The following is a 20,195-nucleotide window of genomic DNA, read 5'->3' on the forward strand; positions in this document are numbered from 1 at the left end:
TTAGAGGCGCGAGAACATACGCATCAGAAAGAGATTAAACTGTACTTCCTTAGCGTAGTAAATATTTCCGCCATTTGTATAAAGTTTTCCGCCACCATAATACATGGCAACTGGTTGGTAATAGGTGTAAGTTTCCCCACTGGTATTTCCTAGACTAGGAGCAACGACATTTTTAGAGTAAGCCTTTGCGAGTTCGACGGTGTTCACTCCACCATTATCAGCCACATAATCAATATAGGCCTTACCAAAATTATAGGCTTGTACTGCTGTCCAAGGATCCACCTTATGGTGGGCAGCTTCTTCCAGATTTTCCGACAGCACCGTCACCCCTTGACGAATACTTTCTTTTCGATCTGTTATGGAGTTGGTCACCCCTGTAGAACTTTCACTGGACTGCATCACGTCATCTGTCTTCCCCTTGGTTTCTGTGTAGATCATAGCCAGAACCAAATCGACATTGGTTGTATTATCAATGTCGTCCTCTGCCAAAACCTCCTTAACCATGGATTCATAGGTTAAGACATGTTGAATATTGGCATGGATTCGATAGCATTGGATACCTATGATGAGGACTACGACAAAAACCGCCAGACGTCTTATCCATTTAAACATATTATTTATTGATGATATCCTCGATATTTTTGATGAGAATAGAGTAGGTACCATCAGGATTTTGAATAAACTCAACACTATCAGCATCCTGATACACATTATTAGGCACGATTAACTCAATTCCGTTTGATAACGATAATTTTTGATTCTCCAATTTCTTAATTTGACGCGAATGGTCAATATCTGATACCGAGATAGGCTCAGGTATGGCCTCTTTGAGCTCATCAACGAAGGTCAAACGAGCTGTCAAATTGTTATCAAAGAGCTGGTCTGCCAATTTTTCAGGTGATAACTCTTGATCTTCTTCCAAATTATTGAAAATAGCAGATTTCATTTTCCCTTGGAAGTTAAAGTCATCCTGATTAAAATTCTCGGCAATCTTCTGGGCAGTATCTTCAACCATCTTAATCGATTTCTTGACAGATTGTTCAGGCTGGACTTGCAACAGATTTTCAGAGAAATAATTGGCAAAGCTTCCATTATGCTTGATTCGCTTTTCAATCAAATAATACTGCTTACTACTACGATTGATTACCAAAGCTTCATCAGGTGTCTGGGCCGCAGAAGGCAAATTATTTTGTGACAATTGAATAGGATGTTGGCTATCTCCCAAAGAATGAATCAAACTATCCTTGAGTGCAATACGCAAGAAAGCAAAATATTCTTGCCCTTCTTTGTCAAACTGAATAAAGACCAAATCATTGGTCTTTTGATCTTCAGAAATGACAAATTCTTCCTTCCAAAGTTGGGCAATCTTGACTGAGCTTTCCATCAAGTCATCTCCTAGATGACTGATAAAAACATTTTCCGCATCGAAATAGCCCCGTTTAGCCTCATCTGAGAAAACCTTAGAGAGTTTCTTTCGAAAATACTCATCTAAGCGAGGCGTTATTTCAAGAGGCCCTTCAGCTAAAACCAGCTCCGTATCATTTGGCGAAAACTGGTGAATGATAATGCGTTTAATATATAAATCTAACATAGTCTTTTAATAGAGTGGGAAGGCATCTGTAAGAGCTTTAACTTCTCCACGAATGCGTTCCAAAGCTTCAGGTTTATCGTGATTTTCCAAAGCTTCAACCATCCACTCCGCAATCTGACGGCTCTCAGCTTCACCCATACCACGACTCGTAATGGCTGGACTACCAACACGGATACCAGATGTCTTGAATGGAGACAACTGCTCGTAAGGGATACCATTCTTGTTCAAAGTAATATTAACTTCTTCAAGAACGTTTTGCGCAACCTTACCATTTTCAACAACCTTAGTGACATCAACCAAGAAAAGGTGATTGTTCGTACCGCCTGAAATAACGCGGAAATCTGGATGTTGATTGAAAACGTCAGCCATGGCAGCTGCGTTCTTGATAACATTTTCCCCATATTCCTTAAAGGCAGGATCAAGTGCTTCTTTAAGAGCAACAGCCTTAGCAGCAATAACGTGTTCCAATGGTCCACCTTGCAAACCAGGGAAAACCGCAGAATTCAATTTCTTAGCGATAGCTTCATCATCAGTCAAAATCAAACCACCACGAGGACCGCGAAGCGTCTTGTGGGTTGTTGTAGTTGTCACATGTGCATGAGGAACTGGACTCGGGTGATGACCAGACGCTACAAGACCTGCAATGTGAGCCATATCTACCATGAGGTAAGCACCTACAGCATCGGCAATTTCACGGAATTTAGCAAAATCAATGATACGAGAGTAAGCTGAAGCACCAGCCACGATGAGTTTTGGTTGCACTTCTTTAGCCTGCGCAAGAATGGCATCATAATCTAGGAGTTCAGTTTCCTTATCTACATTGTAAGCGACGAAGTTATAGGTCTTACCAGAGAAGCTAACTGGTGCACCGTGTGTCAAGTGACCACCCGCTGACAAATCCATTCCCATAACCGTATCACCTGGTTGGATTAATGACATGTAAACAGCAGCATTGGCTTGGCTACCTGAGTGAGGTTGCACGTTGGCAAATTTTGCTCCAAAAAGTTCTTTGGCACGCTCAATAGCAAGAGACTCAACCACATCAATCACGTCTGTACCACCATAGTAACGTTTACCTGGATAGCCTTCTGCGTACTTGTTAGTCAAGAGAGTTCCTTGAGCAGCCATAACAGCTTTAGATACTACGTTCTCAGAGGCAATCAACTCAATATTGTTTTGCTGACGTTCTGCCTCAGCATCGATGGCTTTCCATAGTTCAGGGTCAAATGCTTTGTAATCTTCTTTATCAAAAATCATAGAGGTCTCCTTTGAGGTCTAATGGGCTTTCAATCAACTCGCCCGCATATAGTCGAAAGTTATCTCACACTTCCATTGGTCTCTGTTAGTCATTTATTCTATGGTCAACTCTGGGAGAGCCGCCAATAGGTCTTCTCCTTTTGTCAATTTAATAAACCGTTTCTGCATCTTATCACAAGTATAACCTACTTTTTCATAAAATGCATGCGCACCCAGACGATGGTCTGCAGAATTTAAGCGAATAAACTCATAACCGCGTCTTTTTGTTTCTTGCTCCAACCCTTCAAGTAAAACTTTACCGATCCCCATCCTTTGTCTTTGAGGTAAAACTGCTAAGGCTAAGATATTAAATCCTGCATTGGAATAGAGAGATTCATAAACCTCTGCATGAACGTAGCCAAGGAGTTCATGACTAGCCTCATCCTCATAACCTAGTAGAAAATGATGTGAGTCTTTGGATAATCTGGCTAGTTGACTAGCCGTTTCTTCTGAACTAAAAGCATAACCTAAAGCCTCTTTGTTTATCTTACAAATTGCTTCAACATCTGTTGCTATCAAATCACGTAGCATGTTATACCTCCTCAAAAGGGATTTTGGGTAGCTTGGCAAGAATGTCTTCTTGAGTGATAGAACCTTGCCGTAAAATTTTTACCTTGTTGCCAGATAAGTCTAAAATCGTCGAATCTACACCTAACAAGGCATCATCATCTTGATAGCCAGTCACCTGAAAATCAAATTGTGCTCTAATATCGTTGAAATACCGACCACTAGCCTTCCCAGACTTATTGGCTGAGGGGCCAATCAAAGGCCCTTCCGCTTGGATCAACTCTCTAGTAACAGTATGATTCGGCATCCGAAATCCAACTGTCGTCAATCCTGAATTAATCCACTTAGGTACTTGATCATTAGCTTTTAAAATGATAGTCAAAGGTCCAGGCAAAAAAGCATCGTACAATTGTTTCAAATACTTGGGCTGATCTTTTGAATAGGACAAGATATCTTCATAAGAAGCGACATTCAAATTCATGGCTTTATCTCTGGGACGATTTTTTAGCTCATAAACATGGTCAACAGCTTGCTCATCTAAAGCCTTAGCAAATAGACCATAAACAGTCTCTGTGGGAAGGACAACCGCTCCACCGTCAGCCAAGATTTCTCTTAACACTTTATTACTTTTCATCATCCATCACGACCATTCTATCTTGCCCAAATTGGTCCTTAAGAACACGCACACGCTTATCAGGAAAATGTAGAGACAAGAGTTTCTTCAAATCACGGCCCTGCTTATAGCCAATTTCAAAGTAGAGCTTTCCTTTTGGAGTTAAATACTTATCTGCGTCCTCAATAATCTGTCTATAAATGGCAAGCCCCTCTTCATCAGCAAACAGAGCCATTTTGGGCTCGCTAGCCAAAACATTGATACCAACTTCGTTCTTATCATTTTCAGAAATATAGGGAGGATTTGACACAATGATATCAAAACTGCCAGAAATATTTTCGAAAACATCCGATTGAACAAAGCTAATGTCTACCTGATTTAGCTTAGCATTCTCCTTGGCAAGCTCTAGCGCATCCACTGATAAGTCACTAGCTGTTACTTGCCAAAGGGGGCGACTCTTTTTCAGGGATACCGAAATAGCACCACTCCCAGTTCCGATATCAAGAACCTTAAGCTCTGTGCTTGGATTTTCCGCTAAAATCAAGTCCACTAGTTCCTCAGTTTCAGGACGTGGAATCAAGACACGCTCATCAACCTGAATACGTAAACCATGAAAGTCTTCATAGCCCAAGATATACTGAGCAGGCTTGTGTTTCTTTAGTTGGCTAAATGCATGAGCTAATAGCTCAGCATCTTCCTCTGAAACTTCCTGACGCAATTGAAGAACAAAATGAGTCAAGTCCCACTGCTTCAAACCTCGATAAACAAAGGAAAGGGCCTCTGGCTCTTCTCCAACAGCCTCAAGCTGCTTCTCATAGTCAGCCAGAACATCCGCTAGAATCATTTGTTAAGCTCTTCCAATTTTTGAGTTTGATCGTAAAGAACAAGAGCATCAATGACTTCATCCATTTTCCCAGCCAAAATCGTATCTAATTTTTGAAGGGTCAAACCAATACGGTGATCCGTTACACGGTTTTGTGGGAAGTTGTAAGTACGGATACGTTCTGAACGGTCCCCTGTACCAACAGTAGATTTACGCTCAGCATCTTGTTCATCTTGAGCGATTTGTGCAAAGTGGTCCGCAACACGCGCACGGATAATCTTCATGGCTTTATCACGGTTCTTCTGTTGCGTACGTTCTTCTTGCATCTCTACTTTGATTCCAGTAGGAATGTGAACCATACGAACCGCAGTCGCAACCTTATTGACGTTCTGACCACCAGCACCAGATGCGTGATAGATATCGACACGAAGGTCCTTAGGATCAATTTCGTACTCTACTTCTTCAACTTCTGGCATAACCAAAACAGTTGCTGTCGAGGTATGAACACGACCTTGGCTCTCAGTCACAGGCACACGTTGTACACGGTGTGCTCCTGATTCATATTTGAGTTTTGAGTAGACTGATTGTCCTGAAACCATGGCAACCACTTCTTTGATACCACCAACACCATTGTAAGATGCTTCCATAACCTCAAAGCGCCAACCTTGTGTTTCTGCGTATTTTTGGTACATAGCTAAAAGGTCACCTGCAAACAAGGCAGCTTCATCACCACCTGCGGCTCCACGAATTTCGAGGATAATATTCTTGTCATCATTAGGGTCTTTTGGCAAGAGAAGAATTTTCAAACGTTCTTCATACTCTTCTTTAGCGGCTTTGGATTCTTTGAGTTCTTCCTTAGCCATTTCTTCCAAGTCAGGAACACCGCTTGCTTCCTTAATCATCTCTTCAGCATCTGAGATACTTTGGATGACTTGCTTGTACTCACGGTAAGCTGTCACAGTTTCACGAGTATTTGCTTCTTCACGTGACAACTCCATGAAGCGTTTAGTGTCTGAAACGACTTCAGGGTCACTAAGCAATTCACCCAATTCCTCATAACGGTCTTCAACCGCTTGTAACTGATCATAAATATTCATTTGTTATCTTTTCTCCTTATATAACTGATAGTCATTTTTAGGCCTTATTCAAAGGGATTATGTTTTCGTGAGGTGGATTAAACCAGTGCTTTCGGCAAACAGAGATATAACTCTCGTGTCCTCCAATTTGAACTTGTGCTCCCTCATAAACTGGCTTCCCATCTTCCATACGAAGAACCATAGTTGCCTTTCTCGAGCAATAATGACAAATGGTCTTAATCTCATCAATCTTATCAGACAAAAGCAAAAGGTATTTAGAACCTTCAAAGAGATTGTTCTGAAAATCATTTTTGAGACCAAAAGCCATCACTGGGATATCTAACTCATCAACAATTCGTGCCAAATCATAGACATTCGCACGGGTCAAAAACTGAGCCTCATCAACTAAAACACAGTAAGGTCGTGGATCCATATTAGCAATGTAACCAAAAATATCCGTATCATCACCAATAGGATATGCCTTCCGTTTCATGCCAATACGACTAGAGATATAGCCAACCCCATCGCGATTATCCAAACGACTGGTCAATAGTACCACTGGTTTTCCTTGTTCTTCGTAATTATAGGCAACCTTAAGAATTTCAATGGATTTCCCAGAATTCATGGTGCCATAGCGAAAATAAAGTTGTGCCAAACCAGTCTCCTCTAAAATATGTATTGTACTTATTTTATCATAATTCCAAGCGTAAAAGGGAGGGAGACTGAACAATTTTTGAAAAAAGTTCGCCTCACTCCCTTATTTTTATAATAGGTTTGACTTGTCTTTCAAATGGTTCAATCTTATCATCCTAATAACATTTCACCAGTCTAATAGCTTCTTATGAATAGGCTTTAGCCAATTTTTCTAGAAGTTCTTCTTTCTCCTCGTCACTAGCAAATGAAGCTTCGATTGCCGTCTTATTATGAGCATAAAAGTCTTGCACTGAGCTATCAAAATGCTTGTGATAGAGTTCGTATTCCTTGGTTAAGTTTGTATCAGAAACGGTACGATTGTCTGTATTAATCGTAATGTTAGCACCTGCTGCTTTCATTTTTAGATAAGGAAAATCAGCAACTGTAACGGCTGCTTTAGTCTGCAGATTACTTGTTAAACATAACTCTCCTGTGACACCATTTTTGACAAACTCTTCCAAAAGCTCAGGCTCTTGAGCCAAGATCGTTGCATGGCCATTACGCTTAATTCCCATGGCAATCGACTCAGCCAAAAAGGCTGGGCAACCACACTCACCAGCATGAAAAGTCATGGGACGGTTGTAACTTTGGACTTGTTCAATTAGAGGTTTAATCGCTTTAGGTCCATAATGATGCTCATCTCCGGCAAAATCAAAACCAACAAAGTCACTATCTTCAACCTTATTTGCTTCATTAAGAATACGAGCCGTTAAATCTTGATTTGATTGACGCATGCCACAAACTAGGGCCTTAGCTACAATTCCAAATTCTTCTTGAGCTTGACGTAAGCCTTGACAAACGGCATCAATGGTTTCAGCGACAGTCAACCCCTTATCCATTGACAATTCGGGAGCAAAACGCACTTCAATATAGATAACATTTTCAAGAGCAGCCTGTTTAGCGACATCATAAGCCGCAATGGTCAAAGCTTCCTTTGTTTGAAGCAAAGGACGAATGTAATCAAAAGCCTCTAGATAATCTAGGAGACTCTCACAGGTAGCCGGGGCTGTCACATGGTGTCTGAGCTCCGCATCGTCCTTAGGTAACTCAATCTTTGCTAAGTCAGCTAGGTGACGAATAGTTTCCAATGATAGAGAACCATCCAAATGGCAGTGTAGTTCTGTTTTAGCCAACTTATGAAAATCAATAGCAGTCATTCTTTTCTTCCTCTCTAAACAATATGTTTTTATCAGATAAAAATTAATTTTTACTATCTTATCATTCTTATAGAAAAAGTCAAGCTGTCGCGCTAATAGGACGTAGTAGATTCTTGAAATGCCATTTGCATTTTGTTAGGATGTAACTATCAAGAATACAAGGAGAAACTTTATGTCTGACTATATTTTACCAGAAGTTTGGCAAAATCCAACCTCTATGGGAGGTGCCTGGGGCGGCCTCAATCAACCTACAGCTGGTGCACGTTTTGAACAAACTTTACCTAAAGGTGACCAACCTTTCCAACTCTATACTCTTCCAACACCTAATGGTATCAAGGCAACTATCATGCTTGAAGAACTGAAAGAACTCGGTGTGACTCAAGCGGGCTATGACGCTTATCGTATTAAGATTGGTGATGGTGACCAATTCGGATCCGACTTTGTTTCGATCAATCCAAACTCAAAGATTCCAGCCATGATGGATTACTCTGAAGACCAACCGGTTCGTGTCTTTGAATCAGCTAACATCCTGCTTTACTTGGCTGAAAAATTCGGAAAACTCATTCCAACTGATTACGCAAAACGTACGGAAGTGCTCAACTGGCTCTTTTGGCAAACAGGTGCTGCTCCCTTCTTAGGTGGTGGCTTTGGGCACTTCTTCCACTATGCACCTGAAAAAATCGAATATGCCATCAACCGTTTTGCCATGGAAGCCAAACGCCAACTTGACTTGCTAGATAAAGAATTAGCAACCAAACCTTATATTGCTGGTGATGAATACACTATCGCTGATATCGCAATTTGGTCTTGGTATGGCCGTCTTGCTCAAGATAAGATTTGGGACAAGGCTGGTATTTTCCTTGAAGTTAAAGAGTACAAGCACCTTCAAGCATGGACTGAAAAAATTACCAACCGTCCAGCGGTTAAACGTGGACTTGAAGTCGACTATAAAGATATCTAATTTTACAGCGGTTTGCCTAGGCTAACCGTTTTTCTATTGTTTCATGATATAATAGAAAGAAAATCACAAGGAGACATTCATGACTGTATTTCAAGCTATTTTAGAAAAAATTAAAGCCTATGACACTATTATTATTCACCGCCACCAAAGACCTGACCCTGATGCCATTGGTAGTCAGGTAGGACTGAAGGAAATTTTAAAAACAAACTTTCCAGATAAAAAGGTTCTTGCGACAGGTGTCAATGAACCTACCTTATCTTGGATTGCTGAAATGGATAAGGTAACTGACCAAGACTATGAAGGAGCGCTTGTTATTGTTACCGATACAGCCAACACTCCTCGTATCGACGACGACCGTTTTGATAAGGGGGACTTTCTTATCAAAATTGACCATCATCCTAACGACGATGCCTACGGCGACCTCCTCTTAGTTGATACGACTGCTTCAAGTGCCAGCGAAATTGTGACTGACTGGGCTCTCACTCTTGGCCTTTCCTTGTCAGATGCCGCTGCTCGTGTTCTTTACAATGGTATTGTTGGCGACACAGGTCGCTTCCTCTTTCCGTCTACGACACCTAAAACACTTCAAATTGCGGCTAAACTTCGTGAATACGACTTTGATTTTGCAGCAATGGCTCGTCGTATGGATAGTTTCCCATTCAAAATTGCTAAATTACAAGGTTATGTTTTCGATAATCTAGAAGTCGATGAAAATGGTGCGGCTCGAGTTGTCTTGACACGAAAGGTTTTGGATGAATTCAATGTCACTGATGCTGAAAGTTCTGCAATTGTTGGCACTCCAGGTCGTATTGATTGCGTCGAATCTTGGGCTATTTTCGTAGAGCAGCCTGAAGGGCATTACCGTGTACGTCTGCGCAGTAAAAGCATTGTCATCAACGAGATTGCTAAACGTCATGACGGTGGAGGCCACCCACTTGCTAGTGGTGCCAATTCCTACAGCTTAGACGAAAACGAACAAATCTATCAAGAAATCAAGGATACCGTTGCCCATGCAACTCACTAATCGTCGTGTACGTCTCATGGGGACTGTGATTGACGTCTCTATCTATCATGAAGAACCAGAACCCCTGCTAGACCAGGTTGAAGCACTTCTACATACCTACAATAAGCGCTTCTCAGCCAATGACGACAGTTCTGAACTCATGAAAATTAACAAGGCAGCAGGCTTACATTCGGTGACGGTTCACCCAGAGCTTTTTGAACTTATTGCTCTTGGAAAATGGCATAGCTGCCAACCTGGAAGTCACCTTAACATTGCCATCGGACCTCTCATTCAGACTTGGCGCATTGGTTTTTCGGATGCCAAGCTGCCTCTGCCTGAAGAAATTCCTCCGCTCCTACAAATTATCAATCCCAATGCCATTGTTCTATCCGAGGAAAATCAAAGCGTTTTTCTCAAAGAAAAAGGGATGAAAATTGATCTTGGTGCCCTGGCAAAGGGATATATTGCAGATCGTATTGCAGATTTTCTTAAAGCGGAAAAAGTGACCAGTGCCCTAATCAATCTTGGAGGTAATGTTCTAACCTTTGGACCAGCTCTCCATAATCCTGATAAAAAATGGCGGATTGGTATTCAAAATCCCAAGGAGGCTAGAAACACAAATCTTATGGTGCTTGCTATAAGAGACCAGTCTATTGTCACTTCAGGAATCTATGAACGCACTTTTGAAATAAATGGCAAAACCTATCATCATATTTTCGATAGTCAAACTGGCTACCCTGTCTCTTGTGATTTAGCTAGTCTTACCATCATTTCATCCCTCTCAGTCGATGGTGAAATTTGGACGACACGTTTATTTGGCTCAAGTCTAGAACGCATTTTCCAGGAAGTTAGTTCACAACCAAATCTTGAAGCTATCATCGTTGATAAAGATAATCGATGCTTTCAGACAAGTGGCATTTACAAAATGCGAATTTCCTAAAAAATAGTAAAAAAGACTTGTCAAGAAGACCACCTTTTGATAAACTAAAATAGTTAAAAAAACTATGGTGCGGAAAGTACCATGGCAGAAAGGAAATATTTTAACATGAAAAAAGATATCCATCCAGATTACCGTCAAGTAGTATTCATGGACACAACTACTGGTTACCAATTCCTTAGCGGTTCAACTAAACACTCAAACGAAACAGTTGAATTCGAAGGTGAAACTTATCCACTTATCCGTGTAGAAATTTCATCAGATTCACACCCATTCTACACTGGCCGTCAAAAATTCACTCAAGCAGACGGACGCGTGGATCGTTTCAACAAAAAATACGGTCTCAAATAAGCAACATCTTGTTGTCAAGCCATTCCAATTGGAATGGTTTTTTTGTATTCTCTTGGCTATAATCTCTCCTACTCCCCTCCTTTAAAATAAAAAAACAGCTTCCATATGGAAACCGTTTAATCCTATTAACCTGCTTTACCAATAGCCAAAGCCCAGATAAAGAAGAGGGCAAATCCGAACAAGAAAATCAAACCTGCAATAGCAAGTCCTTTCAACCAAGTTGGAAGGTCTCTCTTTGCTTTTGTAACAAGTACATAATTCAAAAGCGCAAAGAAAGGTGTTGTAAGGAATGAACCAATCATGGCAAAACGAAGCATTGTTGCTACTTGACCTTGGAAGAAGAAAATAATGATGAGACCAAGAATAGCTGTCAATGTCATCCAAACATTCAATGGTGTTTGATTTTTCTCTTTTTGGTTAAACAAAAGACGAAGAGAAATTTCGTTAACACGTGAATAACCATCAATAACAGTAATCACAGTACCAAAGATACATAAGAAAGCGATAAAGGTAATCAAATAGCGTGACCACTCACCAAGCACTGAGGCATACATACCAACAAACTGAGCAATATACTTAGCTGATGCTGCTTCTACTGGTTTACCAGTTGGATACTGGATAAGAGCACCGAGTGCTACAAAGAATACTGCAAGAATAGCTGTTCCGATGAAACCAACGTTAAAGTCAAAGAGGGCATCATCAGTGTTAAAATCAACCGTTTTCTTTTTCTCTGCTGACCAAAGTGAGTTAATGGCTGAAATTTCAATTGGAGCTGGCATCCATCCAAGAAGTGAAACGATAAATGGAAGGGCTGCTAACTGCCATGGTGTTTTCTCAACAAAGTCAGCACTGTACTCTGGGTGTTTGATTGCTGCAATAATAACTGCTGCTACTGTTGCGATAGTCAAGGCTGACATGATCCATTTAGCCATGCCATCAAGAAGTTTGTAACCACCAAAGAGTAACATACCCCAAATGATTGCAACCAAAATGATTGACCATGTGGTAATACTCAAACCAAGCATTGGAAAGGCACTAGCAATGATGGCTGAACAAAGAATAGAAACACCTGCAGTATTAACCAAGGCTGAAAAGACATTCAAAATAAAGAAGACCCAAAGATAGAACTTACCTTTCTCAGCATAACCTTCAACAAGGGTTTTACCTGTATCTGCGGTATACTCAGCACCAAAACGGAAGAATGGGTATTTGAAGAGGTTAGCCAGAATAACCAAGCCTAACAAGGCCCATCCATAAGAACCACCCGCTTGGGTTGATGAAACGATGTGGGAACCACCTACGGCCGCTGAAGCCATTAGGATACCAGGTCCCATTGCTTTTATTTTACTACGCCAGGTAGACTGACTAGATATACTTGTTTGTGACATAAGAGAATCTCCTAAAACAAATTTTCAGAATAATCTGAATTGATGTTTACCATTTTACACAATTGTTGGAATAATTTCAATATAATTTCACATATTTTCTGAAAAATAGAAAAAAGCCATCCAAATGGATAGCTCTTTTACTATTTAGAAAATCCAGTAAAGAAATCTACAATCGCCTGCCAAATCTGTGCAAAAATATTTTTGCTATTCTCAAGTGTTTTGTTGGCATTGAAGTTTAAGTTAATTCCAGAGAAGCTATTACCAGCTTTCGAAACGATAGAATCCTTAAGTGAACTCAAGCTCGACTTGAAACTAGCACTATCAATGATTGAAGACTTAGACAAATTCAAAGCAAAATTCACCAGAAGATTAATTTGCGTATCTGAAAGATCCAAGTTATAGTTATTGACTGTTTGCTGAACAATCGTTTTAGCTTGGTCTTCTGTTAACTTATCCCCTTTATCAGCAACAGCTGACTTAATATCAGTCATAGCTACATTAAGCTTGTCTGCATCATAGTCAGTCTTACCAGAATTTTCCTCATTGATTTGAGAAAGGGTTTTAAGTTCCTCTTGCGCAAGCTCTTTGCTTTCATCTGAAACTTTAGCCCCATTTTGCTCAAGGGAATAGTAAATACCAGCCAAGGCACTTTCTCCTGTAACTGCAATTGGTGCTGCTACCGTAATCTTAGCATGTTCAATACCAAGTGTCGTGGCAGCATTACGGTACATATCTGGAGTGATTTTCGTGATATTTTGCGGTGTCACAATCTCTACACTCAAGGTTTCCTTAGCACCCAGCTTAGCAATCTTAACCGAAGAATATAGCTGAAGACTAGAATCGTCAGCCACATTCATGATATTGGCGTAAGCAGATGTCGTCAAGGTCTTGACATTAGTATCCTTACTACTATCATACCCTAATAAATTCAAGGTTTCATTTCGTTGCTCTTCCGACAATGAGTACCCCATCACATAGTCTGGTTGAACATAAGATTCATCAATAACCTTTTGGACTTGTGATGATGTTGCTGCTTGAGCAACCGAAGTAAAGGCTGTTACTGAAGCCAATATAGCCATCCCAGTAACAAGAAGTTTTTTCAATTTCATGTGTGTTTCCTTTCGAAAATAGAATAGTATTCCATAATCTCCTAAAGGACGACTGACTCTAGGCCCAGCCGCTCACCTATTATACCATGACTTAAAAAATTAAGGTAAAAAAACTACTCGTGCAACTCCAAAGGAAGACCATCTGGATCAGCAAAGAAAGTCATCTTTTCACCGGTAAAAGTGTCCTTGCGAATAGGTTGGCAGGAGATACCCTTTTGTTCTAACTCTTTGACGACCTCTTCAATATTAGTCACTCTGAAAGCTAAATGACGTAAGCCACATGCCTCAGGATAAGACCGACGTTTTGGGGGCTCCACATAGTTCGGATCACTGGTTTTATTGCCGAAGATTTCAAGTTCTATACCTCCACAGCGTAGGTCTAACTTATAATCATGACGTTCCGGACGGTGATTTTCCCGAATAATCTCAAAACCAAGTTTATTGACATAAAAATCTCGAGACAAGTCATAATCAGAAACAATAATAGCAACATGATGCACTGTATTTAAAAACATATTTTCCTCCATTGAAAAAGGCCCGAAGGCCCTTTCTTAACTTTGAAATTGATTGTATGACTTATTAAAGGCTTCAATAATATCTGAACTTGCCTTGTCAAAATCTACCTGTGATTTCAATTCACCTTTGACGATTGTACGCTGAGTTGCTTCGGCATCCGTACAAGTTACAAGGGTAACTTCAGACTTGCCAGGTGTATCATCAACTACTGCTACTTCAGTTGGTTGAACAACCTTCACCTCACTAATAACATAGGTATAGACTTTATTTTTATCCGTAAGATAAATCTTCATACCTTCCTTAGCCTTATCTAGCGGTGAAAATAGCATATCAGATGCACCGGCAATACCAAAGACGTGGTGGCTAGCTAGTGAATAGTTATTTTCACCACCCATGACTTGATCTTCTTTCATCGTTCCTGCACCGTAAGTCAACTCTGTATTGCCAAGTCCTTTGAAAATAGGGAGATTGATACCTACCTCTGGAATAGCAATACCACCAACGACAGGAAGCTCTTGAGCATCCATCTGTGCCTGCAAGACAGACTCTGTACTAATCGATTTAACGGTATCAAAGTCAAAGCTAGTCTTAGCTTCCTTGTTTTTCTCAATAGTCTTTTTAGAAACCTTGCTCACTTGATACTTATTTGTATTCCAAGCAATCACTGTGTTTCGAATAGACTTATTGAAAATCAAGGCTAGACCAACAACTAAGAGAACAACAATCAACACCCAGCGAAGAATATCAAGCCACTTACGGCGTTTTTTTGTTACGTTATTTTTCTTATCTTTGCTCATTAGTTGTCACCACTTTCTTGATTTTCGGAAGCTTGTTCAACTTCTTCTGGCTCAACTAAAGCAAAGGTTACAATACGAGCAGAGTCATCCAAACGCATGACCTTAACCCCTTGAGTGGCACGACCAGTTTGTGAAATATTAGCAACGGCAGTACGGATGATAACACCTGTATCGGTGATGACCATGATATCCTCATCACCAGACACTGTTACAATACCTGCTAGGTTACCATTCTTCTCTGTGATATTGGCAGTCTTGATACCTTTACCACCACGACCCTTCGTTGGGTATTCAGTAGCTGAGGTACGCTTACCGTAACCTTTTTCAGTGATAATCAAGACTTCTTGGTCTTCTGTAATGGCTGCTGCACCAACAACTTGGTCACCATCACGAAGAGTTACCCCTTTAACACCGGCAGCCATACGACTCATGCTTCGAATAGTATCCTCTTTGAAACGTACACTGTAACCAAATTTAGTACCAATGACAATTTCTTCATTACCAGTAGTCAAGAAAACATTGATTAGCTCGTCACCTTCTCTAAGTTTCAAGGCAATCAACCCATTTTGACGAATGTTCTTAAATTCCGCTTCTTTTGTACGTTTAACTAAACCTTGGCGAGTTACAAAGACAAGGTGATTATTTTCAGAAGCTTCATCACTCTTGGCATTAATAACTGTTTGAATGGTCTCACCTTCGTCCAACTTCAAGAGATTGACGATAGGTAAACCTTTGGCTGTGCGACCGTATTCTGGGATTTCATACCCCTTAAGACGGTATACACGCCCCTTATTAGTCATGAAGTAAAGGTGATCATGAGTGCTTGTTGAGACAATATCACGAACAAAGTCATCATCGTTAACACCAGTACCTTGGACACCGCGACCACCACGTTTTTGTGAACGGAACTCGTCTTGGGCTAAACGTTTAATATACCCTTTATTTGAGAGAGTGACAACAACATCTTCTTCCTCGATGAGGTCCTCATCTTCAAGAGAAATAACTTCTCCGACCATAAGCTCTGTGCGGCGAGCATCTGCAAATTTACGCTTGCTTTCGTCCAATTCTTCCTTGATGATAGCAATGACTCGTTCTGGTTTTGCCAAAATATCAGCTAAATCAGCAATCAGAGCCAAGAGATCATTGTACTCATTTTGAATCTTATCACGTTCCAAACCTGTCAAACGACGCAAACGCATATCAAGAATAGCTTGACTTTGACGTTCCGTGAGTTCGAAGCGAGCCATCAACTCAGCTTGAGCCTCAGCATCAGTTTGACTGTTACGGATAATCGTAATCACTTCATCCAAATGATCAAGGGCAATCAACAAACCTTCTAAAATGTGAGCACGTGCCTCAGCCTTATCCTTGTCAAACTGTGTACGACGAACCACAACTTCTTGTTGGTGAGCAATATAGTCAGCCAAGATTTGACGCAAAGAAAGAATTTTAGGAACACCCTTTTCAATGGCTAACATGTTGAAGCTGAAGTTAGTCTGAAGTTGCGTTAATTTGAACAAATTGTTCAAGATAACATTGGCAGAAGCATCACGACGCACTTCAATGATAAAGCGTACGCCTTCACGAGAAGACTCGTCACGGACTGTTGTAATCCCCTCAATACGTTTTTCTTGAGCTAAACGAACGATATGTTCATGAACCTTGGTCTTATTGACCATGTAAGGAAACTCAGTGACAACAATACGCTCACGACCTGATTTAGTTGTTTCAATTTCAGTACGCGAACGAAGAACAATAGAACCCTTACCAGTTTCATATGCACGGTGAATACCAGATTTCCCCATGACCAAGCCACCAGTTGGAAAGTCTGGACCAGGAAGAACTTCCATCAGTTCACGTGTTGTGACTTCAGGATTATCCATCATCAATTTGACAGCATCAATCGTTTCAGCCAAATTGTGTGGTGGGATGTTAGTCGCCATACCAACGGCAATCCCTGTCGCACCATTGACAAGAAGGTTTGGAATACGTGACGGAAGAACGATTGGCTCACGTTCTGACCCATCATAGTTATCTTGAAAATCAACGGTATTCTTATTGAGATCACGAAGCATTTCCAAGGCGATTTTAGACATACGCGCCTCAGTATAACGCTGAGCGGCAGCCCCATCACCATCCATAGAACCAAAGTTCCCGTGACCGTCAACCAACATGTAACGGTAGCTCCACCATTGCGCCATACGAACCATGGCTTCATAGATAGATGAGTCTCCGTGTGGGTGATATTTACCCATGACATCCCCGGTAATACGGGCAGATTTTTTATGTGGCTTATCAGGTGTCACCCCAAGCTCATTCATTCCATATAGAATACGACGTTGTACAGGTTTTAAACCGTCACGAACATCTGGAAGAGCACGAGACACGATAACACTCATGGCATAATCGATAAAGCTCGTCTTCATCTCAGACGTTAAATTAACGTCAATTAAATTATTATCTTGCACTCTAAAAATGCCTCTTTTCTTTCATTCAAATCATTCCAAACTCTAATAAAAGAGTATAGAAAATTTCTATAATATTATACCATAAAACGCTTTACTTTTCAGTTGTGTAAACGCTTTCATATATTATTTCCTTATTATTTCGTGACATCCATCACTTAAAATGGTAGAATAAGCAGTGTACGGGGTAACCCAATTAAAAAATAAGGAGATGTTTAGACCCATGACTGCAACTAAACAACACAAAAAAGTCATCCTCGTTGGTGACGGTGCCGTAGGTTCATCTTACGCTTTCGCACTTGTAAACCAAGGTATCGCTCAAGAACTTGGTATCATCGAAATTCCACAATTGTTCGAAAAAGCTGTTGGTGATGCGCTTGACCTTAGCCACGCGCTTGCTTTCACTTCACCTAAAAAAATCTACGCAGCTAAATACGAAGACTGTGCGGATGCTGACCTTGTAGTTATCACTGCTGGTGCTCCACAAAAACCAGGTGAAACTCGTCTTGATCTTGTTGGTAAAAACCTTGCTATCAACAAATCTATCGTTACTCAAGTTGTTGAATCAGGCTTCAATGGAATCTTCCTTGTAGCAGCTAACCCAGTTGACGTATTGACTTACTCAACATGGAAATTCTCAGGATTCCCTAAAGAACGCGTTATCGGTTCAGGTACTTCACTTGACTCAGCTCGTTTCCGTCAAGCACTTGCTGAAAAGCTTGGCGTTGATGCTCGTTCAGTTCACGCCTACATCATGGGTGAACACGGTGACTCAGAATTTGCCGTTTGGTCACACGCTAACATCGCCGGTGTAAACCTTGAAGAGTTCCTTAAAGACACTCAAAACGTTCAAGAATCTGAATTGGTTGAATTGTTCGAAGGTGTTCGTGATGCCGCTTACACAATCATCAATAAAAAAGGTGCTACTTACTATGGTATCGCCGTTGCCCTTGCTCGTATCACTAAAGCTATTCTTGACGATGAAAATGCAGTACTTCCATTGTCTGTTTTCCAAGAGGGTCAATATGGTGTAAGCAACGTCTTTATCGGTCAACCTGCTATCGTAGGTGCACACGGTATCGTACGTCCAGTAAACATCCCATTGAACGATGCGGAACAACAAAAAATGAAAGCTTCTGCTGACGAATTGCAAGCTATCATTGATGAAGCATGGAAAAACCCTGAATTCCAAGAAGCTTCAAAAAACTAATCTAACATTAGTTAAATAAAAGTCTCCAGTAGGAGGCTTTTTTCGTATTAAAAAAGAAAAAAACAGCTAATTCGACTGAATTAGCTGTTTAAGATTATTTAGCTGAGATAGCTGCTTTAGCAATATAGCTAAGCGGTTGGTTAAAGTGTGGCAAGAAGAACAAATCAAGCAATTGAAGACGGTCAATAGTTACACCTTCTTGGATAGCCAATGAGAACATGTGGATTCCCATAGAGATGTCCATGCGTGATACCATTTGAGCACCAAGAACTTTGCGTGTATCTTTGTCATAAACGATCTTGATTGTAACGTCTGCATTTTCATCTTCCATAAAGGCAGCTTTTTGAAGATCTGTTGAAGATACTACTGCTGGATTGAAACCAAAGCGTTTTGCTTTTTCTTCTGTCAAACCAGTTGATACCATGTTCAAACCATAGATTGAGATACCATTTGATCCTTGAACACCGTTTGATTCAACATCGCCACCACCGGCATTATGACCACCGACAATACCTGAACGAACAGCGTTTGAAGCCAAGGCAATGTAGTTCACATCATCAAGGGCATTGTCATAAACGGTAGCACAGTCACCAACTGCATAAACATCTTTGATTGATGTTTCTTGTTTCTTATTAACAAGGTAAGCGCCATTACGGAATGTTTCCAACTTACCAGCACCGAGAGCTGTGTTAGGACGGAAGCCAACAGCAAGAACAACCATATCGACATCGTAAGCATTTTTATCTGTAACGATGCGTTCTACCTTAGTTTCACCTTCCACTGCTTTAACAGTTTCACCAAATGCCAATTTAATACCGTGGCTTTCCATATTTTTAGCCATAAGGTCAGTCAAGTCATGGTCGTAGTAACCTGCCAAACATGTATCAACAACGTCGATAAGGATAACTTCTTTTCCATGACGTTGGAAAGCTTCAGCCAATTCAACACCAATGTAACCAGCACCTACAACCGCTACACGTTTGATATCTTGGGATTTGTCGTTCAACTTATCAATAACTTCTTGAGCGTTTTGGAAAAGTTTAACGAATTGAAGGTTTTCAAGCGTAGCTTCGAAAGTACGGCTACCTTCTTTAATTTCAGCACCTTGGTTTGGAGGCAAGATTGGTTGAGAACCTGTAGCCAAAATCAATTTGTCATATGATTCAACATGCTCTTTACCTTCTACGAGGGCTGTAACAGTTTTACCATCAAAGTCAATAGACTCAACTGGTGAGTTCATATAAACTTTAGCGCCTTTGCTTTCAAGTCCTTCTTTGTTGGCATAGAAAAGACCATCAGAACCTGAGATTTGATTACCGATCCAAAGGGCCATACCACAACCCAAGAATGAAATATTAGAGTTTTGGTCGAAAACAACTACTTCATTTTGGTCTCCGTAATTATCGAGAATAGTATTAATACTAAAAGTACCAGCGTGGTTAGCACCAACAACTACGATTTTTGACATAAGTTTGTCCAACTTTCTTTTGATAATAGTTTACTGTTTTATTCTACCATAATCAGAAAACGGTTACACCTTTTATGCTCAGACTTTGTTACTTTTTGAACAAATTAAATTTGTATGCTCAAAACCCAAATAGGTCACGACAAAATCTGTAGAAAAACACTTTATGATGATGACGACCTTCCTCTACACCATCTCCGTCTTATCAAGTCTTAGTAAGTCTACTCGTCTCTTTAA

General features: G+C 40.5%; 20 protein-coding genes. 5 read left to right on the forward strand and 15 right to left on the reverse strand.

Features of this window, described 5'->3' with window-relative positions; translation table 11 throughout:
* The 9 genes from ACWPVZ_RS08175 to add all read right to left on the reverse strand — a co-directional run bounded on the left by ACWPVZ_RS08175 (position 1) and on the right by add (position 7,756).
* Positions 1 to 612: a lysozyme family protein gene (locus ACWPVZ_RS08175; protein ID WP_037600791.1), complete on the reverse strand. Its 612-nt coding sequence runs from the start codon at positions 610 to 612 to the stop codon at positions 1 to 3.
* A gap of 1 nt (position 613) precedes the next feature.
* Complete coding sequence (locus ACWPVZ_RS08180; RefSeq protein WP_004182031.1) at positions 614 to 1,591, reverse strand: nucleoid-associated protein; 978 nt, start codon at positions 1,589 to 1,591, stop codon at positions 614 to 616.
* A 6-nt stretch (positions 1,592 to 1,597) separates the two neighbouring features.
* Positions 1,598 to 2,848, reverse strand: coding sequence for a serine hydroxymethyltransferase (glyA, locus tag ACWPVZ_RS08185; RefSeq protein WP_454381785.1), 1,251 nt, complete (start codon positions 2,846 to 2,848; stop codon positions 1,598 to 1,600).
* A 93-nt stretch (positions 2,849 to 2,941) separates the two neighbouring features.
* A complete protein-coding gene (locus ACWPVZ_RS08190; protein WP_454381786.1) occupies positions 2,942 to 3,418 on the reverse strand; it encodes a GNAT family N-acetyltransferase in 477 nt (158 codons plus the stop codon).
* A gap of 1 nt (position 3,419) precedes the next feature.
* A complete protein-coding gene (locus ACWPVZ_RS08195; protein ID WP_454381787.1) occupies positions 3,420 to 4,031 on the reverse strand; it encodes an L-threonylcarbamoyladenylate synthase in 612 nt (203 codons plus the stop codon).
* A complete protein-coding gene (prmC, locus tag ACWPVZ_RS08200; protein ID WP_454381788.1) occupies positions 4,018 to 4,851 on the reverse strand; it encodes a peptide chain release factor N(5)-glutamine methyltransferase in 834 nt (277 codons plus the stop codon). The genes ACWPVZ_RS08195 and prmC overlap by 14 nt, the downstream gene beginning before the upstream one ends.
* On the reverse strand, positions 4,848 to 5,927 hold the full coding sequence (prfA, locus tag ACWPVZ_RS08205) for a peptide chain release factor 1 (protein ID WP_342988553.1): 1,080 nt from the start codon (positions 5,925 to 5,927) through the stop codon (positions 4,848 to 4,850). Before prfA ends, prmC begins: the two co-directional genes overlap by 4 nt.
* A 37-nt stretch (positions 5,928 to 5,964) precedes the next feature.
* Positions 5,965 to 6,561 (reverse strand): thymidine kinase, encoded by a 597-nt coding sequence (locus ACWPVZ_RS08210; protein WP_155197910.1) that lies wholly within the window; start codon positions 6,559 to 6,561, stop codon positions 5,965 to 5,967.
* Between the two features lie 184 nt (positions 6,562 to 6,745).
* Complete coding sequence (add, locus tag ACWPVZ_RS08215; protein WP_201036413.1) at positions 6,746 to 7,756, reverse strand: adenosine deaminase; 1,011 nt, start codon at positions 7,754 to 7,756, stop codon at positions 6,746 to 6,748.
* Between the two features lie 172 nt (positions 7,757 to 7,928).
* On the opposite strand from add, the gene yghU reads away from it, so the two are divergent.
* The 4 genes from yghU to ACWPVZ_RS08235 all read left to right on the forward strand — a co-directional run bounded on the left by yghU (position 7,929) and on the right by ACWPVZ_RS08235 (position 11,008).
* A complete protein-coding gene (gene yghU / locus ACWPVZ_RS08220; protein WP_454381789.1) occupies positions 7,929 to 8,717 on the forward strand; it encodes a glutathione-dependent disulfide-bond oxidoreductase in 789 nt (262 codons plus the stop codon).
* 79 nt (positions 8,718 to 8,796) lie between these two features.
* Positions 8,797 to 9,741 (forward strand): DHH family phosphoesterase, encoded by a 945-nt coding sequence (locus ACWPVZ_RS08225; protein ID WP_060971339.1) that lies wholly within the window; start codon positions 8,797 to 8,799, stop codon positions 9,739 to 9,741.
* Positions 9,728 to 10,660, forward strand: coding sequence for an FAD:protein FMN transferase (locus ACWPVZ_RS08230; RefSeq protein WP_454381790.1), 933 nt, complete (start codon positions 9,728 to 9,730; stop codon positions 10,658 to 10,660). The genes ACWPVZ_RS08225 and ACWPVZ_RS08230 overlap by 14 nt, the downstream gene beginning before the upstream one ends.
* Positions 10,661 to 10,765: 105 nt before the next feature.
* Complete coding sequence (locus tag ACWPVZ_RS08235; protein ID WP_003093591.1) at positions 10,766 to 11,008, forward strand: type B 50S ribosomal protein L31; 243 nt, start codon at positions 10,766 to 10,768, stop codon at positions 11,006 to 11,008.
* Positions 11,009 to 11,133: 125 nt separating this feature from the next.
* Here the strand turns inward: ACWPVZ_RS08235 and ACWPVZ_RS08240 are convergent, their stop codons facing one another.
* From ACWPVZ_RS08240 to gyrA, 5 genes are all read right to left on the reverse strand, one after another.
* Positions 11,134 to 12,396, reverse strand: coding sequence for an NRAMP family divalent metal transporter (locus ACWPVZ_RS08240; RefSeq protein ID WP_454381791.1), 1,263 nt, complete (start codon positions 12,394 to 12,396; stop codon positions 11,134 to 11,136).
* A 140-nt stretch (positions 12,397 to 12,536) separates the two neighbouring features.
* Positions 12,537 to 13,505, reverse strand: coding sequence for a DUF1002 domain-containing protein (locus ACWPVZ_RS08245; protein ID WP_454381792.1), 969 nt, complete (start codon positions 13,503 to 13,505; stop codon positions 12,537 to 12,539).
* Positions 13,506 to 13,618: 113 nt separating this feature from the next.
* Positions 13,619 to 14,020, reverse strand: coding sequence for an SMU1112c/YaeR family gloxylase I-like metalloprotein (gloA2, locus tag ACWPVZ_RS08250; RefSeq protein WP_454381793.1), 402 nt, complete (start codon positions 14,018 to 14,020; stop codon positions 13,619 to 13,621).
* Positions 14,021 to 14,056: 36 nt separating this feature from the next.
* Entirely contained in the window at positions 14,057 to 14,818 is a 762-nt protein-coding gene (locus ACWPVZ_RS08255; RefSeq protein ID WP_037600766.1) for a class A sortase, read from the reverse strand.
* Positions 14,818 to 17,286, reverse strand: a complete 2,469-nt coding sequence (gyrA, locus tag ACWPVZ_RS08260) for a DNA gyrase subunit A (protein WP_454381794.1) — start codon at positions 17,284 to 17,286, stop codon at positions 14,818 to 14,820. The genes ACWPVZ_RS08255 and gyrA overlap by 1 nt, the downstream gene beginning before the upstream one ends.
* Positions 17,287 to 17,506: 220 nt before the next feature.
* On the opposite strand from gyrA, the gene ACWPVZ_RS08265 reads away from it, so the two are divergent.
* Positions 17,507 to 18,493 carry an L-lactate dehydrogenase gene (locus ACWPVZ_RS08265; protein ID WP_037600761.1) on the forward strand — a complete coding sequence of 329 codons (987 nt, stop codon included), beginning with the start codon at positions 17,507 to 17,509 and terminating at the stop codon, positions 18,491 to 18,493.
* Positions 18,494 to 18,587: 94 nt separating this feature from the next.
* Here ACWPVZ_RS08265 and nox read toward each other — a convergent pair whose 3' ends face one another.
* Complete coding sequence (gene nox / locus ACWPVZ_RS08270; protein ID WP_454381795.1) at positions 18,588 to 19,961, reverse strand: H2O-forming NADH oxidase; 1,374 nt, start codon at positions 19,959 to 19,961, stop codon at positions 18,588 to 18,590.
* Positions 19,962 to 20,195 lie beyond the last annotated feature (234 nt).

Source organism: Streptococcus sp. Marseille-Q6379 (genome assembly GCF_965119505.1).

Coding starts and splice junctions, on each gene's coding strand:
- ACWPVZ_RS08195 (WP_454381787.1), bottom strand. CDS start 4,031: ATGATGAAAAGTAATAAAGTGTTAAGAGAAATCTTGGCTGACGGTGGA.
- ACWPVZ_RS08180 (WP_004182031.1), bottom strand. CDS start 1,591: ATGTTAGATTTATATATTAAACGCATTATCATTCACCAGTTTTCGCCA.
- ACWPVZ_RS08175 (WP_037600791.1), bottom strand. CDS start 612: ATGTTTAAATGGATAAGACGTCTGGCGGTTTTTGTCGTAGTCCTCATC.
- gloA2 (WP_454381793.1), bottom strand. CDS start 14,020: ATGTTTTTAAATACAGTGCATCATGTTGCTATTATTGTTTCTGATTAT.
- yghU (WP_454381789.1), top strand. CDS start 7,929: ATGTCTGACTATATTTTACCAGAAGTTTGGCAAAATCCAACCTCTATG.
- ACWPVZ_RS08225 (WP_060971339.1), top strand. CDS start 8,797: ATGACTGTATTTCAAGCTATTTTAGAAAAAATTAAAGCCTATGACACT.
- nox (WP_454381795.1), bottom strand. CDS start 19,961: ATGTCAAAAATCGTAGTTGTTGGTGCTAACCACGCTGGTACTTTTAGT.
- ACWPVZ_RS08235 (WP_003093591.1), top strand. CDS start 10,766: ATGAAAAAAGATATCCATCCAGATTACCGTCAAGTAGTATTCATGGAC.
- glyA (WP_454381785.1), bottom strand. CDS start 2,848: ATGATTTTTGATAAAGAAGATTACAAAGCATTTGACCCTGAACTATGG.
- ACWPVZ_RS08265 (WP_037600761.1), top strand. CDS start 17,507: ATGACTGCAACTAAACAACACAAAAAAGTCATCCTCGTTGGTGACGGT.
- prfA (WP_342988553.1), bottom strand. CDS start 5,927: ATGAATATTTATGATCAGTTACAAGCGGTTGAAGACCGTTATGAGGAA.
- ACWPVZ_RS08240 (WP_454381791.1), bottom strand. CDS start 12,396: ATGTCACAAACAAGTATATCTAGTCAGTCTACCTGGCGTAGTAAAATA.
- ACWPVZ_RS08190 (WP_454381786.1), bottom strand. CDS start 3,418: ATGCTACGTGATTTGATAGCAACAGATGTTGAAGCAATTTGTAAGATA.
- prmC (WP_454381788.1), bottom strand. CDS start 4,851: ATGATTCTAGCGGATGTTCTGGCTGACTATGAGAAGCAGCTTGAGGCT.
- ACWPVZ_RS08255 (WP_037600766.1), bottom strand. CDS start 14,818: ATGAGCAAAGATAAGAAAAATAACGTAACAAAAAAACGCCGTAAGTGG.
- ACWPVZ_RS08245 (WP_454381792.1), bottom strand. CDS start 13,505: ATGAAATTGAAAAAACTTCTTGTTACTGGGATGGCTATATTGGCTTCA.
- add (WP_201036413.1), bottom strand. CDS start 7,756: ATGACTGCTATTGATTTTCATAAGTTGGCTAAAACAGAACTACACTGC.
- ACWPVZ_RS08230 (WP_454381790.1), top strand. CDS start 9,728: ATGCAACTCACTAATCGTCGTGTACGTCTCATGGGGACTGTGATTGAC.